The 17,206-nt window shown below is 31.7% G+C and carries 16 protein-coding genes and 1 pseudogene; 5 read left to right on the top strand and 12 right to left on the bottom strand.

Annotated features, from left to right (window positions below; translation table 11 throughout):
* Positions 1-23: 23 nt before the first annotated feature.
* The 3 genes from FNW52_RS16280 to FNW52_RS16270 form a co-directional block, all read right to left on the bottom strand.
* Positions 24-254, bottom strand: a complete 231-nt coding sequence (locus FNW52_RS16280) for a hypothetical protein (protein ID WP_143378536.1) — start codon at positions 252-254, stop codon at positions 24-26.
* 984 nt (positions 255-1,238) lie between these two features.
* Entirely contained in the window at positions 1,239-2,930 is a 1,692-nt protein-coding gene (locus FNW52_RS16275) for a tetratricopeptide repeat-containing sensor histidine kinase (protein WP_255515623.1), read from the bottom strand.
* 425 nt (positions 2,931-3,355) lie between these two features.
* Positions 3,356-3,595, bottom strand: coding sequence for a hypothetical protein (locus tag FNW52_RS16270; RefSeq protein ID WP_143378535.1), 240 nt, complete (start codon positions 3,593-3,595; stop codon positions 3,356-3,358).
* Between the two features lie 112 nt (positions 3,596-3,707).
* Between FNW52_RS16270 and FNW52_RS16265 the strand changes: the two genes are divergently transcribed.
* From FNW52_RS16265 to FNW52_RS16245, 5 genes and pseudogenes are all read left to right on the top strand, one after another.
* A complete protein-coding gene (locus tag FNW52_RS16265; protein ID WP_255515622.1) occupies positions 3,708-4,382 on the top strand; it encodes a response regulator in 675 nt (224 codons plus the stop codon).
* 605 nt (positions 4,383-4,987) lie between these two features.
* Positions 4,988-6,244 (top strand): site-specific integrase, encoded by a 1,257-nt coding sequence (locus tag FNW52_RS16260; protein WP_143378534.1) that lies wholly within the window; start codon positions 4,988-4,990, stop codon positions 6,242-6,244.
* Positions 6,245-6,436: 192 nt separating this feature from the next.
* The gene (locus FNW52_RS16255; protein ID WP_143378533.1) at positions 6,437-8,398 is read left to right on the top strand and encodes an aconitate hydratase; all 1,962 of its coding nucleotides are present in this window, start codon (positions 6,437-6,439) and stop codon (positions 8,396-8,398) included.
* A gap of 83 nt (positions 8,399-8,481) precedes the next feature.
* Positions 8,482-8,685 (top strand): annotated as a pseudogene (locus FNW52_RS16250) (tyrosine-type recombinase/integrase); the annotation flags it as partial.
* Between the two features lie 141 nt (positions 8,686-8,826).
* Positions 8,827-9,069: a hypothetical protein gene (locus FNW52_RS16245; RefSeq protein ID WP_143378532.1), complete on the top strand. Its 243-nt coding sequence runs from the start codon at positions 8,827-8,829 to the stop codon at positions 9,067-9,069.
* Between the two features lie 83 nt (positions 9,070-9,152).
* Here the strand turns inward: FNW52_RS16245 and FNW52_RS16240 are convergent, their stop codons facing one another.
* The 9 genes from FNW52_RS16240 to FNW52_RS16200 form a co-directional block, all read right to left on the bottom strand.
* A complete protein-coding gene (locus tag FNW52_RS16240; RefSeq protein WP_143378531.1) occupies positions 9,153-10,040 on the bottom strand; it encodes a S9 family peptidase in 888 nt (295 codons plus the stop codon).
* A gap of 193 nt (positions 10,041-10,233) precedes the next feature.
* Positions 10,234-11,562, bottom strand: a complete 1,329-nt coding sequence (locus tag FNW52_RS16235) for a HEPN domain-containing protein (protein WP_143378530.1) — start codon at positions 11,560-11,562, stop codon at positions 10,234-10,236.
* 274 nt (positions 11,563-11,836) lie between these two features.
* The gene (locus tag FNW52_RS16230; RefSeq protein WP_143378529.1) at positions 11,837-12,469 is read right to left on the bottom strand and encodes a class I SAM-dependent methyltransferase; all 633 of its coding nucleotides are present in this window, start codon (positions 12,467-12,469) and stop codon (positions 11,837-11,839) included.
* Between the two features lie 139 nt (positions 12,470-12,608).
* On the bottom strand, positions 12,609-13,295 hold the full coding sequence (locus FNW52_RS16225; RefSeq protein WP_255515621.1) for an SDR family NAD(P)-dependent oxidoreductase: 687 nt from the start codon (positions 13,293-13,295) through the stop codon (positions 12,609-12,611).
* A gap of 67 nt (positions 13,296-13,362) precedes the next feature.
* Positions 13,363-13,815, bottom strand: coding sequence for a carboxymuconolactone decarboxylase family protein (locus FNW52_RS16220; RefSeq protein ID WP_143378528.1), 453 nt, complete (start codon positions 13,813-13,815; stop codon positions 13,363-13,365).
* Positions 13,816-13,903: 88 nt separating this feature from the next.
* A complete protein-coding gene (locus tag FNW52_RS16215; protein WP_143378527.1) occupies positions 13,904-14,356 on the bottom strand; it encodes a DUF1569 domain-containing protein in 453 nt (150 codons plus the stop codon).
* Positions 14,357-14,686: 330 nt separating this feature from the next.
* Positions 14,687-15,085, bottom strand: coding sequence for an NUDIX domain-containing protein (locus tag FNW52_RS16210; RefSeq protein ID WP_143378526.1), 399 nt, complete (start codon positions 15,083-15,085; stop codon positions 14,687-14,689).
* Between the two features lie 144 nt (positions 15,086-15,229).
* Positions 15,230-15,979 (bottom strand): hypothetical protein, encoded by a 750-nt coding sequence (locus FNW52_RS16205; protein WP_143378525.1) that lies wholly within the window; start codon positions 15,977-15,979, stop codon positions 15,230-15,232.
* Positions 15,976-17,205, bottom strand: coding sequence for an RNA polymerase sigma factor (locus tag FNW52_RS16200; RefSeq protein WP_143378524.1), 1,230 nt, complete (start codon positions 17,203-17,205; stop codon positions 15,976-15,978). The genes FNW52_RS16205 and FNW52_RS16200 overlap by 4 nt, the downstream gene beginning before the upstream one ends.
* Between the last annotated feature and the right edge of the window lies 1 nt (position 17,206).

Raw genomic sequence — 17,206 nt, 5'->3', positions numbered from 1 at the left:
GGGATAATCGCGGTTATGTTTTGTTACAAAGATTCTATATGACCAATGATTTTATGTTCATCATCTACTTTTACAACTTTGCAATTCAAGCCAAAAATAGGACTATGTGTAATCTCTATTAAATCACCATTTTTTTGGCTATATACAGGACTAATCTCGATGTTGGCAATATATTCTTTGCCTGTTAAAAACCTAATTTTATTAATTTCTTGCTCAGAAATTTCAGCATACTCCATTCCAAAACGAACATACATATACGCTCAATTTACGGAAAGAGTTTTGTAGAAATTTAGTAAAGAATTAATATTTACAAAAACATATGAAGGAAAAAATGATTTCTGAATAATCATCTTCCTTTCTTTCCATTTGCGATTTCTTTAACTAAAGGTAAAAAACATCAATTGATGAATTTTAAAGTGTCTCGTAAACTTTTTTATCCTAACAAGATAAGATTTAACATATAGAACATCCCAGCTATTGTGAGTTGCTTTCATAGATAATAAAAATATGGATTTTAAAAACTGTATCAATATAAGTAGTCACTTTTAAATAATCGACACTTTTAAGCAAAACAATTAATCCTTTTTCTTAGGCTATTATTACGTTTATAACTTTGTTAAAAGTGTCAATTATTTAACCACAACCACTTATCAATATCCTCAGCCATGAGAATTCAATTTTAAATGTTATTTTTAACATTTAAGCATAATCACTTTTTCACGAAAATAACAGCAACATTTACCAAAAAATTACGGGCTTTCTGCATAAAAATTACGGACTTTTATATACAATGCACAAACAATTAATAATGAACAGAATAGCTACACGGATTTTAATTTTAAGAATATTTTATTTCTTTAAAACCCATAAAAAAACAGCACAATTACATCTTTCATAATAAACACGTATTTATCCTGTTTCGATATCCTTTTCTAAGGGGGATTGGGGAATCTGTATGATGTGAATTTATTTATGCTTTTTTGCCCTACCTCAAATTGAGTAAAAAATCATATTTGTCACAAAAAATGGTAACAGAATTATTTTTTGAAGAGTTAAATATTCCAGGTCTAACTGGAAAGTAGAATAAAAGTCTAATTTGAAAATTCAAAAATAAGGCATACATCGAAAATACTATTTCTAAAAATTACATGAAATTTAAAAATGAATTTAAAAAGTCCGATTTGAAGTTTATAAATATGTAGCTATTCCTAGAAACTGTTCCATTTTTGAATGGTCTTTTATGATAGCGTCAGAAAATTAAAAATAACTTCAATTTTTGTTCCTTTTCCAATTTTTGTTTCAATATTAAATTGACCTTTTAATGAATTCGCTCTTTCTTCCATATTACTTAACCCAATACCATTTTTTTTAGCTTTAACATCAAATCCTTCACCATTATCAGTAATACTCAGTTTTAAAAGATTGCTATCCTCCCTCTGAATTTTTACATCACAATTTTTTGCATTTGCATATTTATTGATATTTAAAATTGCTTCTTGAATTATACGATATAAGTTTATTTTATATATATTTTGAATAGTTGACCATTCAATAGTTTCATCATTTAAATACTTAAACTGAGTATTGCTTATATCTTTTTGATTTTCAATTAAACTTGACAACAACACATTAAAATCATTGGCTTCCAAAAAAGAACTTCGACTTAAGTCATGCGAAATCGTTCTAATCTCATTCTCTATGTTTTGCAATTCAAAAATATATTCTTTTCTTTTTTCAATTATTTTTTCATCTATTTTAGAATTGAAAAAACCTAAATTCATTCGAACACCATAAATTTTATTCATTACGCCATCATGCAATTCTTTTGCTATTTTAGCTTTCTCATTCTCTTTTGCAATATTTATTTTTTCGTGTTGCTCAGTCAATAGCAAATATATCTCCTCATTAGCTTTTTGCTGTTGCTGTAAAAACTGTAATTCTTTATTTTTATATCTTAAATATCTTAAAACAAAAAATATTACCAGTAATAAAATTAATCCAAATGAAATAATTAAAATATAAAAGTTATTCTTGGTCAAAACTTTATTTTCATCTTCAATTCTTGAGGTTTCATATTCAATTCTGGCATACTTATTATGAGTGTTTTTTTGAACGGTATTAATACTGTCACTTACTTTTATATATTCATTTGCATAAAAAAACCTGTTTTTTTTATCTAATTCGGAGAGTAATTTAAATGATGCTAGAATTTCATTACTGTTCTTAATTTTAACTGCTAATTGATTCGCTTCTTTTAAACTTTGAATTGCTTTTACAGAATCCTTCTGAGTTAAAAAAAATTCCCCAATATGTATCTTTTTGTATAAAACATCCGACTCTATTCCAATATTCTCAACAATTTTTAAGGATTCAAAAAACATTAAACCAACATTCTCATAATCCTCATTTTTCATCTTTGAATAAGCTAAATTGCTTAAAACATTAGCATATAATCTAGGCCATTTTTTTTTCAAATCTTTTGAAAGTAAGCTTTGCAATTTTTTTATAGACTTTGGAAATTCTCCTTTTAAATCATATAAATTACAAATATTAATAGTAGACGTTACATTGTAATTATTTATTTCATCTCTATCCTTATCATTAATTTTCATTTTTTCCAATTCACTCAATGCTAATTTGTGATACAGTAATGCCGCATCATAATTAGCCAATTTCTCTAAACAATTACCCATTAAAGTATTACAAGAATAAATCAACTGATGATTTGTGGATTTTTTAAAATATTGAAGCGCTTTGGAAACTTCAACTTCACATTCTATATAATTTCCATCATAAAATAAAATATGGGCTTTATTAAATAACATTCTCCCCACATTATCGTAGTCATGAACTTTGGCATATAATTTTTGAGCTTGTAAATAATAAAAGTAAGCACTATCTTTTTTTGAGTTTTCATAACAATCACCCACATAATATAAAGCTTTTGCAATTTTAACGCTATCGTTGGCCTGCTTTGATAGTTCTAAAGCCTTTAAGCTAACGGATAAGGATTTTTTAGAATTATTTATATAATAATATTCAGAGGCAATATTTAAATATAAATTCCTGGTAATGGTTCATTCCTTTTAGATTTTAATAAATTGACTATTGAGTCTAAATATTTCTCTTTTTTATTTTCCGATAAATCATCAATATGACTTTTATCAAACAAGACAGTTATGTTTTTTTTACAGGAAAAAAGAAAAAACATTAGAAACAAACAAATAATTTTAGTAGGAGTAATCAAAATGTAATTATTATTTTATAATTTCAAATATAGTATTTTGAAACAAAGAAGACTATGTAATTACAAATAATTCACATAGCCTTTCTTTAATAATTACGGAATCAAAAGTTAGCTTCTCGGTGGTTTTGGATTACTTGGATCTCCTTCCATAGCGCTTGCCTTTATATTAAAAATCACAGTACTTGAATCAATTGTTTTTTCATTTAATTCATTTTTCAAACCAGCCTTTGGTGTAATTTTAAAATTATTATTTTCAATTTCTGGGATTTCATAACCATCATCATTTGAACATGAATAAGTTAATAAAGAAATGGAAACAAGTCCTGTAATATATAATTTACTTTTCATAAAAGATTTAATTTAGATTAATATCATTTAAAGCAAAAAAACATCTTCAATTTGTTTCAATTGTATGGTATGTCCGTAATATTTAACTAGTTTTGCTGCAAATTGAATAAAAATGAATATAAGCCTTAATATTTTGATAGTCGATGATCATCCTATGACAGTTGATGGCTATATTAACCTGTTATCTGGTAACGATTTTCAAAAAAAAGAACCAAGTTTTATAAAGAGCTATAATTGTGAAGATGCTTACAACAAAATAAATTTTCAACTAAAACAAAACGCAAATATTGATTTTGCATTATTAGATATTAGTCTTCCTCCTTATAAAGAGTTTAATATTAATAATGGCATTGATTTAGCTTTACTCATTAGAGAAAAATTTACAAATTGTAAAATAGTTCTCCTTACAATGCATAGTGAACCCTTAACTGTAGACAAAATCATTAAAGGAATAAAACCTGAAGGGTTCATATCAAAAAGTGACATTAACTTTGAATTATTTCCAATCATTTGTAAAAAAATTCTTGAAGGTGATGTATTCAGAAGTAATACCATAATAGAATCTCAAAGAGAATTATTTAAAAGAAATATAAATTGGGATAATCATGACAATCAAATTTTAACCTTAATTTCTCAAGGAGTTAAAACTGTTAATCTTCCTAACTACATTCCTCTTTCTATGAGTGCTATAGAAAAAAGAAAAGCAAATATCAAAGATCAACTTTTAAAAGGAAAAGGCAGTGATAAAGATCTTATTGGTAAAGCTAAAAAATTAGGCTTGTTATAATGGTAAAAAAATAAATTGTTCATTGACGATTATCCTAATATTTTTCGCTCTGTTTAAATGATAATATTTTAGCAATCCGTAGGACACTCCTTTGCCAACGCTCCAATAGTTTTTTGTATCTCCAAACTGGATATGTTAACTTTATCCGCATAAAGGGTTAAGAATAAAATCTTAACTTTAACTTATAAAACAATTACGCAAAATTTATTCAATTTAATACTTATTCCTTACATTTACATTGTTATAAATCAAAACTTTGAAAGTGACCCTATAGGTGACCCTGTTTTTAAAAGTATGTTGTAAAGCCCCATATTTACTGGGACTATTATAAAGGCATCGGAGCCTCTTTCTCCGCCAGTAGAAATACTAAAAAGGCTAAAACGCTGTAAATCATAAGATTTACGGCGTTTTTTGCTTGGTGGCTATACCAATAAAGTTCATTAAATGGTATCCTTTCAGTGACCTATTTAGTGACCTATTCTGAAAATCTCAAATAGGTCACTGAAAATCGCTGGAGCACTTGTATAACAAGGCGTTCACGGTTTGAACATCTTGTTTGGAGTGCTTAAGATGAATAATTTTATCAAACTTAAAGTCACCACATTATGAACAAAACATTCAACCTGCTTTTCTTTATCAAGAAAAGTAAAATCAAAGCCAACGGCACCGCTCCTATTTATCTAAGAATTACTATTGATGGTGATCCGAAAGAGATTGCTTCCAAAAGATACATTCAGCCCGACAAATGGGATAATAAACTCCAAAAGGCTTCTGGGCTATCTGATGAAGTAAAATCTCTCAATAGGTATCTAAAAACACTGGAACAGGAAGTTTACGATGCGCATCATAATATGATGAAAGATAAAACAACCGCAACGGCATCCATTCTAAAAGCAAAACTCCAGGGAACCGATCAAAGAGCCAGAATGCTAGTCCCTATTTTTCAAGATCACAACAACAAAGTAGAAACTCTGGTGGGCCAGGAATTTGCAGCAGGAACATTGGAGCGTTACAAAACATCCCTGAAGCATACTATTGAATTCCTACAATGGAAATATTCCGTTTCGGATATCAACATTAAAGAGATTGATCATTCTTTCATAACAGAATATGAATTCTATCTGAGAAGCATCAGAAAATGCGCCAATAACACAGCAGTCAAATACATCAAGAACTTCAAGAAAATAGTAAAGATTTGTATTTCAAATGGATGGTTAGACAAAGATCCGTTTGCAAACTATAAATCAAAAATTCGTGAAGTCGAAAGAGAGTATCTAACGCAAGAAGAAGTTCAGGATATCTATTCTAAAGAATTTGCAACGGAGAGATTAAACCAGGTCAAAGATATTTTCGTTTTCAGCTGCTTCACTGGCCTGGCTTATATAGATGTTAAAAACTTAACGGTATCAAACATCAGCATGGGTATTGACGGTGGAAAATGGATATTCACCCATCGCCAGAAAACAGAAACGGCTTCAAGAATCCCACTCCTCCCTATTCCGGAAGAATTAATTCTGAAATATGCCAATCACCCACAATGCATAAATGAAGATAAACTGTTACCCGTTTTAAGCAATCAAAAAATGAATAGCTACCTAAAGGAAATAGCGGATGTTTGCGGCATTAAAAAAGATTTAACCTTCCATATTGCCAGACATACTTTTGCGACTACAGTAACACTCACAAATGGTGTTCCCATAGAAAGCGTAAGCAAAATGTTGGGACATAAAAATATAAGAACCACACAACACTATGCTAAAATATTAGATAAAAAAGTGAGCGAGGATATGATAATTTTAAGAAACAAATTCAATCTCGCAAAAAATCCCACAAATGAATTAGTGAAAGTAAATTCCAATTAAACATCTGTACCTATTTGTGCAATATTGATAGAGAGCTGAGTATATCATAAAATAGACAAAATAAATGTAATTTAACGTAAGTTAAAAATTAGTAACTTTAACGTACTTTAGTTTGGTTGTAAAATAACACCTAAGATATTTATTTAGCCTAAGAGAAGTAGTTCCTCGAAAATAAACACTAAAAAAATTGCCATGAACAATCAGAACGTCAGCCAAAAATTGATTAGCAGTCATCTTCTTTCAGGTGAAATGAAGCCGGGAAGCGAAATTGGATTGAAGATAGATCATGTGTTACAGCAAGACGCTACCGGAACCTTAATTATGCTCGAATTAGAAGCTTTCCAACTAGAAAGAGCTAAAGCTGAAGTCGCTGTTCAATATGTTGATCATAATCTACTTCAGACAGATTACAAAAATATGGATGATCATCTTTTTCTACAATCGGCTGCTGCCCGATTTGGGTATTGGTTTAGCAGACCAGGGAACGGAATTAGTCATGCCGTGCATATGGAAAGATTTGGCAAACCCGGCAGTACACTGTTAGGCTCCGACAGTCATACTTGTGCAGGTGGAGGTATTGGTATGCTGGCCATTGGTACTGGTGGATTGGATGTGGCCCTTGCAGCTGCCGGCGAGCCGTATTTTGTGAAGATGCCAAAGATCATGGGCATTAAACTCATCGGTAAATTACCCGATTGGGTCAGTGCAAAAGATGTGATTTTAGAAATGTTAAGACGCTACGATGTCAATGGTGGACGAGGATATATTTTAGAATATTATGGTCCGGGGCTGCAATACCTCAGTGCTTGGGATCGGCATGTAATTGCCAACATGGGTGCCGAAATGGGCGCCACTTCTTCGGTATTTCCTTCTGATGAAATCACAAAAGAATTTCTTCGAAAAGAAGGACGGGAAGACCAATGGACGGAACTGAAAGCAGATGAAGGGGCTACTTATGATCATGATGAAGAAATTAATCTATCTGAATTAGAACCTTTAATTGCGATTCCCAGCAGCCCGGGCAATGTAGTCCCTGTAAGAGAAGTCAGCGGCAGGCCTGTATCTCAGGTTGTAGTGGGATCTTCTGCCAATCCGGGGCTGCGTGATTTCTGGATTGTTTCCCAAATTGTAAAAGGGCAATTTTCATCTCCGGATGTTTCCTTTGATATCAACCCTTCCACGCGTCAGATATTACAAAATCTGACAGAGATGGGGGCACTTGCTTCCTTGATTGCTGCCGGTGCCCGCGTTCATCAATCGGGCTGTATGGGTTGTATCGGTATGGGCCAGGCACCTGCCACCAATAGTAACAGTCTCCGAACCATGCCCCGTAATTTCCCGGGACGTTCCGGAACGCTTGACGATCAAGTATATCTTTGCAGCCCGGAAACTGCTGCCGCAGCTGCACTTACAGGAAAGATTACTGACCCAAGAGATCTCGAGAAACAATTCAATATTGGGTATCCAAAATGGAAAGAACCGGATACTATTAAAGTAAATCAGCAAATGCTGATGGCTCCCAATGTAAAATCTGTTGAATTGATTAAAGGCCCTAATATTAAAACCCTTCCTGAGTTTGGCGAACTTCCTGACGAATTGGAAATCCCCATTCTTTTAAAAATGGAAGACGATATTTCTACAGATGAAATATTAAAAGCAGGTGCAGATGTATTGCCACTGCGCTCCAATATTCCTGAGATCAGCAAATATTCTTATTATGCTATTGACCCGCACTTTTACGACCGGGCTATAGAAAACCAAAGTAAGTACAAAGGCTTTTGTGTGGTAGCAGGTGAAAATTATGCACAGGGCTCCAGCAGAGAGCATGCCGCATTAGCCCCGCGCTATTTAGGACAGCTGTTTACGATTTCAAAATCGTATGCACGGATCGGTTGGCAGAACCTGATCAACTTTGGTATTATTCCTTTCGAATTCCAAAATAAAGATGATTTTGACAAACTTGAACAGGATGATGTATTAAGAGTAGAAGGACTTAGGTCAGCAATAAAAAACAGGGAAGTATTGAATGCGAAGGTAATTGGAAAGCAAATTGAAATTCCGCTCGTCTTAAATATAAGTGCCAGACAAATTGAAGTAATCTTAAAAGGTGGTGCTATAAATTATGTAAAGGATAAGAAAATTTTTAATCTGTAAAAAAAATGAAAAAGATTTAAAATACACCTCTCAACATTTCAGCAATAACAACGAACAAGATTTAATAAACCAGGGAATAATGAGCCCGACATAATTTTGCAACGACAGTAATACTCACAAACGGTGTTCCAATCGAAAATACAAGCAAAATGCTGGGACATAAAAACATAAGAACCACGCAACACTATGCTAAGATATTGGATAAAAAAGTGAGTGAAGATATGATGGTTTTACGAAACAAAATGTCAAACCGCAACAATGATAAAATTATAAAAAAGACTAATTAGAATTTTTACTTGAATTTGACACATAATGAGTTTAGAATAGATAGTTCAAATCAGGTAATTTGTAGTACATTTATCTTAGTCTCGAAATTTTCCCAAAAGAACATTTTAAACTCTTACCGCTTGTTATCAAAAACAATTAAAATGATGAAACAACTCCAATTACAACATGTTTTTACTTTGATCGTTACCGCATTGTTATTGATTTTCTACATTTATAATCACACTGAGACTTTGGCTTTGGAAAAAAGACTTATTGAGATAAACAAAGAACTTCATCAGAAACAAGTAACTTTCGAAAGAAGGCAAAAGGCATATAATGAAAAAATGAAACAGCAGCACGCAGAAATTGAACGTATGATAAAAGAGATCAATTTACATAAATAGGACATGTAATCGGTTCCGTTCAACCCGGGTTTCATTGTTCGTGCTGCGCACGCAATGAAACCCTAGCTGTTGTAGGCAGTGCTTTATTTTGATACTTTAGACTTCTTAATGTTCAAAGCTTTCTGTTTTATCCATTGAATTGAAATATCAACTGGTGCTGTAATATTGCCAGAAGCAGTATTGTGTCCTAATGTTGAAAACAAGGTATATTCGAAAGGTTTGCCTTGAGCTTTCAATGTATTTAATTGCTCCATACACAACTTTACTGGAATCTGTATATCTTTCTCACCAAAAAGCCAAAGTCCTGGAATTGAAAGAGTATTCAGAGAAATTTTTGGGTCAGTCGCCACGAATTGATACCTGTCTGGGTCATCTTTAGTATGTTCACGAGCATCTGATTCTGTATGATTTTCCCAAAAATTATTGTTTCCATTAGTATAAAACTGAAATCGAAGTTGTTCTAGAGTTGTAATTGTAGGGCAACTAAATAAAACCATAAATTCTATTTGTGGATTTTTATTTGCAGCAATTGGGATTATCCATCCTGCTTGACTGAAGCCAACTAATCCAATTGGTGTTTTTTTATCTTTCAAATAGGTTCGAAATGTATTTACTGCTGAACTTGCATCGTGAGATAATAAATTAAGATTAGTAGTGTCAATATTATTCGTGCCAACAGATGGTCCTACATATACACCGCCAGATTCTCCAACTCCACGTTTATCATATGTCAATACAGCAATTCCTTCTTTGGCAAGACGTTTAGCGAACTCCATTTCTCTTTTTACAGGATCAGACCCATGAACAATTACAACTGCTGCAAATGTTTTTTTAGGCGTTAAAATCGAGCCTGCAAGAGTGACGCCTTGACTTTCAAACTTTACATCTTGAATGGTAAAGTCGGCCGATTGAGAAAATACCATTTCTGGTAAAGTTATTAATAATAACCAAAGAAATAAGTTAATGTTCATTTTGGTTTAATTTAAAAATTGTTTTGAATTGTCTTGGTCTTCGTTAGCATTGCCTACAACGTCCCCTTGCTACAAGAGGTTTGGGGCTAAATTAAGCCTTATATTCGGATTTGCCAAAACATCCCAAATACAAACCAATTTTCCCATTAAGCCAAATGTCCAAATCTCTTGTGAGCAAGTGTTGGCAGTAGTGTTAATATGCGTCGAGAATTGCATCGTCGATTTCTTTCAATATTTCAGACTTTTGCGTATACTTGTTACTCTTTTCAATTAGTTTTCCAATTAAAGTATGAATTGTGATTTGAATATTTCGCAAATCGTCTATTTCAAAATCTGCTTCTAAAGCGTGATGAACGAAAGAACTCCTAACGTCATACATTTTTTTTATAAGTTTAATTATGTTTACTCTTTCTTCTCTTTTGGAATAGACAATTTTTGAGCAATATCGAGTAAGGCTATCTAAAATGTTTGCTTGAGAGTTTGGTACTAATAATGATTCCATTATTGTAAAAAGCTCTACAATTCTTTGGTTTAGATTTGTTGTAGTTAAGGCTTTTGCTAATCTTTGTATTGCATTAATTAGAAGATTCTGTAACTCTGTTTTTTCATCTTCCAAACGCATAAGAAAACCATTAAAGAAATCAAGATTTCTAATTGACAATCGGTTTAAATATTCCTCTGTTAATTGATGATAGTTTGGAATTCTACGCGAAATAATATTTAGGTCATTTTGCTTTTTGATATTACTTATAATAGTTTCAGCACTAAAAGATTCCGATAACCTAGAATCTATATCAAAACTAATTTTAGTTTTCGGTTCGTGAATAGTATCACTACAAATTTTAATAATGTCAATTGATAAGCTACATTCTTTTAAGGCTAATTCTATTGCTTTTTCTTTTTCGGCTCTTATTGTGCAAGATGCGAAAATTTTTCTTTGATATTTTTTATAAAATAGGCTTACAGATTCTGCATTTTGCCGATCACTATCTTCAATAAAAAGATTACTTTCAAGTTGTGAAATTTCAACTTTACCAATTCTTAAAGGTTTAAATATTTCCAAATTCTCTACAGAAAAATAAATTTTATAATCTTTTATTTCTGGTTTAATATTATCAATAAGATAGTCTGAGAAGTTTCCTTCAGTTCTGTTTTCGCTATGTGATTTGATGAGATACTCAAAAGCAAGATCAAATATGAACTTTCTACTTACCAAACAATGAATTTCTGGAGACTTATAGATTGTATCAATAAATTTTTCGTACCGTTTATACGTCTCGTTTTTTAATTCCCGCTTATGTTTATCCGTCTTGTGTCTAATTGAAATAATTTCAGAACCGAGCATTTCGTATGATATAAATGGACCTATTACTTTGTCTGACAAGTCTAATATATTTTCATCTTTATCAAAATGCACAAAATCTACTTTTTTAATAGGTGAAATATCTGAGATCTCAACAAGAGAAATAATCTCGTAAATTTCTTTATCTAAATAATCTTGTCTTCTACTTGGTATGTTCATTGTTGGAAATTATGTTAGATTCTTGATTCTGTGACAACATTACTGCCAACTTATTTATACCAGCCATAAAATGGCTTAAATCTACCCAAATTAGGTTGGCTTTGTACCAATTGTAGCTTTTTACTGTGCTGTACCAAACATACAAAATAGTTTTAATTATGTATTATGGTTTACCATATTATAACAAAAAATATTATGCATAAAAAAAGATGCCTCCATAGCATCTTTTTTGCAATGTTACTTCTAATAACACACTAATATCCCCTTATTTTTATTAGTTCTCTTTTCTGCCTTCAATACAAAGAACATCATCAATATTCATTTTTTTATAGGTTGAGCGAATTAAGGTAAATCCAGAATTTCGAAACAAATATTCAACCTGCTCTTTATCGTATAAGTTGAATTTTTCTTTCACATATTCACTTCCCTCCATAGCTCCCTTTGTATTAAGTGCTACTACAAATTTCCCTCCCGGCTGCAATACCCTTTTTACTTCTTCCATTACTCGCATAGGTTCGTCCCAGAAATAGATTGTATTTATGGTCAGAACTTTATCAAATGCGTCATTGTCAAAAGGCAAGCTATTGGCGTTGGATTTGAAAAGATATACCTTGCCTGAATTTATCAATGATTTATTCTTCTGCTTGGCCTGTTTTATCATTGTATCGGATATGTCGATACCGGAATAGTGTCCAGGTTCAATTTTATGGATAATATCCTTTATAAACGCACCATTCCCAAAACCAATTTCCAGCAGGTTTTCATTACTTGTCAGTTCCAGCATCTCATGTGCCGATTGGTACATGAGTTTATTATTAAAGTTCATCAGTTTTCCAACAATCATACCCCAAAATCCTTGTGGGTTACTTAACTGCCTACCTAAATGTCGTTCGAGCCACTTTCTCATTTGCTATCTTTGTTGTAATTAATACCAACGTTCCCTTGCTACAATTGGATTTGCCAAATTATGCCAAATACAAAACCATTTTAAAATTAAGCCAATTACCCAAATCAATTGTAGCAAGTGTTGGCGGTTCGTTGTTCTTCTACCACTCTGTTTTTGTTTCCGCTTCAATGTCCCAAAATATCCCTGTTTCAAAGTTGCTTGTTACAAAATTAAATATTTTAAATGCAGATTCGTCTGTCGAAAGTCTGCCATTCACAATATTGTCTTTGGCAATAGTTGTCCGTACCCAACCTGGGTGTATTGTTGCAATTGTCTGTTTGTCCAAAAGTCTGTTTGTTAAAATTTTGGAGTACATATTCAAAGCAGTTTTTGACATTCTGTATGCAACTGAATCAGTCCGTTCACATAATTCTATTGAACCCATTTTTGAAGAAATGTTTATTATTTTTCCACCTACGTTAACAGATCTACACAATAATTCAGTAAAAAAAACTGTTCCTATTACGTTTACATCAAAGGTTTGTTTAAAACTTTCTTTCTCAGGTTTCAAAGTGTCTAAATCTGGTCCAATTCCTGCGTTATTGATTAAAATATCAAGTTTAATATTTTTTTGTTCAAACAACTTCTCAAATTCATTTATTGTTGTTTCGTCAGATAAGTCAAGTTTTAATATTTCAAAGTTTGGATGTGCCAAATTTTCAATTTCTCCTGTTCTATTCGTTCCAATGACTTTGTATCCATTGGTTAAAAATTGCCTTGTTAGTGCAAAACCTATTCCTTTACTTGCCCCTGTTATTAAAACTGTCTTTGTCATTATTTCTTTCAATTTTGTTTAGTTGTGTCGTTTTACAATGACCGCCAACGTTAGCTGTTGCCTTTTTTTAAGATTTTATTTATAGTAGTTCTGCGAGTGTTGTTGACTTGTTAAGTTGGTGTTCCTCAGTCAAATTATATATTCGACCAATTCTTTGGCAAGCTGTAATAAAACTTATAAACGAGCATAATTCTGAAATTTCTTTTTCTGTAAATTCTTCCTTTAGTATATCAAAATGGCTTGCTGATATTGATTTATGGTCTAAAGCAAATAATTGAGCAAATGCAGTTGCAGACTGAATTCTTTTTTCAGTTATGTCAAAATTTGGTTTACCTCCTTTTACCATACAATATTCACATTCATTTTCAAATGCCATTGCTCGCCTAACTTGTTCCAATAAATTTTTGTCAAGTTGTGTTTCAGTAAATAAGGCGTTTTCTAATTCTATCCATTTGTCCAAAACAATTTTATTGTGTCCAATTAGTTTTTCAAAAGGTGAGTTTCCATAATCGGAAAGACTGATTCTTGTCATAAATTTATTTTTATTATTTGTAATTTCTTTGTCGCAATTTTTGTCTGATTTAATGTACAATTGCTCTTCTCCATTGAAACATCTACATTTATACACCAAATTGCGTCAAATGATGGTCAAGGTGTTTGCTAAACATATTGCTCCATTCTTTTTTTGTTAAAACTCCAAAAGAGTGAGACTCTTTTCCATCAAAATGATTTTCACCTAGTTGTTGAGTTTTATTTATGTAGTCAATAAGGCGCTTTTTTTCATTTTCAAAATTTCTACTGTCCTTAATTAAAAATTCTGGTGCAGTTTGTCCGTTCTGTTTATATGGCTTTTCATTAACAACTGTATTTTTAACAAACAGATTCAATATGAATTTTTTTAATGTATTGGGTTTGGGATGAATGCTGTCAAAGACCATTTCATAAGTAACATTACAATGTGCCAACATTTTCTCTACGTTCATTTTACCCCAGTTTGGGTTCGTAGTTGGAGTTAGTTTCTCAATTCGGTTTATAAATTCTGCCGAATCATTAAGCTTAAATGCATTTTTCATGATTATTTTTTATTTAATGTAATAATTTCACTTTTTGTTAAGTTGCTCATTGCTTGCCGCCAACGTCAGTTTGTCTAAAAACCTCAATTCTAATTTTTCGTATTCGGACTCCTATCTTTGAAGGATCTCAAATATGGAATTCTCAGAGGCTTGTTTTAGTTTTTAGACAGTTTGACGTTCCCACGCTTCAACAGGTTTGCGGACTTTAAAGCAGAGTATTTTCGGCTTAACGAAAACACGATTAAAAACGGTAATTCCACTAAATCCGCAAATCGATTGAAACGTGTGTTAGGCGTTCGGTCATTTTTCAAGTTAATTTTCCATTTCGACTCAAATTAATAATCCGTTTTCTTTCAGATGTTTAAATATAATTTTATCAACTTCCGATATTATATCTAAATCTGTATAATTTAACCATTTAATTTCTTCTATTTCATTATTCTCTTTCGGTTCTCCAATGTAATTAGCTTTATAACACGTCATTTTTACAATTACTCCCTCAATAGCTCCGTGTGATTGGGCTTTAAACGTTCCGACATATTCAATAGATTCATTTATTATTTCAACACTTAATTCTTCTTGAATTTCTCTGATTAAAGTTTGTTGGTCGGTTTCATTATTTTCTCTTTTACCTCCTGGAATATAATATTTGTTTTTACCTTTTGATTTTGTGCTTAAAATTTGGCCATTTTCAATTTTTATTAATGCTATTTTATCAATTTCTTTCATCGGTTTTTTTCTTTTTGACTAACGCCTAACGTCTTGGCGATGTGGCGGATTAAGAAAGCCTAAACTTTCGGTTAAACACTGACTTTACAAATACAAAACCAGCTTCAAATTAAGCCCAAAACCCGCCATATTGCCAAACGCCTGCTAGCCGTTCGTTGTTTTATTTTTGTTCGTTTTTTCGTTCGTTTTTCGTTTTAATAATTGTCTAATTGATGTTAAATGTCCAAACAGTACGATTGGAACTATAAAAGTCGGCAACCAACTAAATGGAAAATTCAGAATCGCAATATTCGGTTGTTCAAAAGCAAATTTTTGCATTGGTGAAGGTGCTGAAAATAAAGCATTCACGACAATATTTATTAAAAGCCCTAGACAAATAAAGTTCCAAATCAAAATTCCTTTTCTGCTAATTTTCAGTTTTGTCAAACCAAAGTATGCAATAAATGGTGCTGTTATACCTGCAATAATGTCAAAGTTTCGTCCTTCAAAAGTCATAAGTTCAGGAATGGCTTTGTTCAGAAAAAGCCAAAATAAAACTATCTCAACTGGAATTCTCACAATGTTTAAATACGTCAAGTTTCGGAGTGGTAAATTGTCAATGAATTGTTTGCCTTTAGAAGTAGCAAACAACATAATAATTGTCAAAATTGTCGGAAGAACTCCTATCAACATTATTTTCGGCGGAAAGGAATTTGTGTCAGTGTTGTAAATATTGTTCAAAGTCAAAACTGCTTGAATAACCAACCAAATTGTCAAACCGATAAATATAAATGTTGATTTTTTTCTCGTCAGTTCGGAATTTGAACTTCTAATTGTCCAAACGAAAAGTAGTAATGTCGCAACCGTTGTCAGTCCGAAAATAATTGGAATGTATGTTGGTAAATTTTCTATCATTTTAGTTTCTTTAAATGGTTTTCTATTGTCATTTTATCATTATTTGATTTTGCAAGTTTGTAAGCCATTTCAAAATGAATAATTGCTTTTTTGTTATCAAAATCAGTATTTAGGTTTCCTAAAAGTGAATGATAAAAATGATTTTCGTTTAATTCTAATTTTATTGCTTCTTGTATTGCTTTTTCTTTTCCAAATACTTTCGAAATTGCATAAGTTCTATTCAATGCTGTAATTGGCGAATATTCAATTTGCAGTAATTGATTGTATAATTGTAAAATATTTTCCCATTTCCCTGAATTTTCTATTTTGGTACTATGCCAATATGCAATAGACGCTTCTAAATGGTATTTTGAAATTTCTTGCCCTTTTGCACTTTCAATTAAAAAGAAATTTCCCTTTTCAATAAGTTCTTCGTTCCATAAACTCTTGTTTTGCTCTTCATACAAAATAGGTTCGCCCATTTGATTTGTTCTTGCTTCAAATCGCGATGAATGAAAGCACATTAAAGCCATTAAAGCGTTAACGATTGGTTTATTAGTGGTTTCATTTTTAATAAGAAAATAGTTTAATCGCATTGCTTCCAAACACAATTCTTTTCGTAAATGTGATTGCTGTGTGCTTGAATGATAGCCTTCGTTAAACAATAAATACAGCGTTGTCAATACTGTTTCTAATCTTTTGTTTATTTCATTTTCATTCGGAAGTTCAATTTTGACATTTTCTGTTCGCAGTTTTTCTTTGGCTCTAAATAGTCGTTTGTTGATGGTTTCTTTTTTAGTCAAAAATGCTTCAGCAATTTCGTCAATTCCAAAACCACAAAGAATTCTTAATGCTAAACCTATTTGTGCTTCTGCTGGAATCGTTGGATTGCAAATGGCAAAAATCATTTGCAATTGACTATCTGTTATGTTTTTTACTGACAAATCAACTTCAATTTCTTCGCTTTGTTTTTGATTGTACTTAAAATCTGGAACTATTTTTTCGGAAAAAGTTTTGTGTCGTTTGAAGCAGTCTTTGGTCTTGTTTTTAGCAACAATGTATAGCCAAGCTGTTGGATTTTCTGGAATACCTTTTAAACCCCAAGTTTCCGAAGCTAATAAAAAAGTGTCATTTGTAATATCTTCGGCAATTTCGATGTGAACAATACCAAACAACTTACAGAGTACAGAAATTATTTTTCTGTACTCTGTTTTAAAAAGTTGTGGTATTAATTCATCTTTTTCCATT

Origin of the sequence: Flavobacterium sp. ZT3R18, from assembly GCF_007097385.1 — a bacterium.
Lineage (GTDB): Bacteria > Bacteroidota > Bacteroidia > Flavobacteriales > Flavobacteriaceae > Flavobacterium.
The sequence above is the reverse complement of the archived record's forward strand: the minus strand, read 5'-3'. Positions and strand labels throughout refer to the sequence as shown.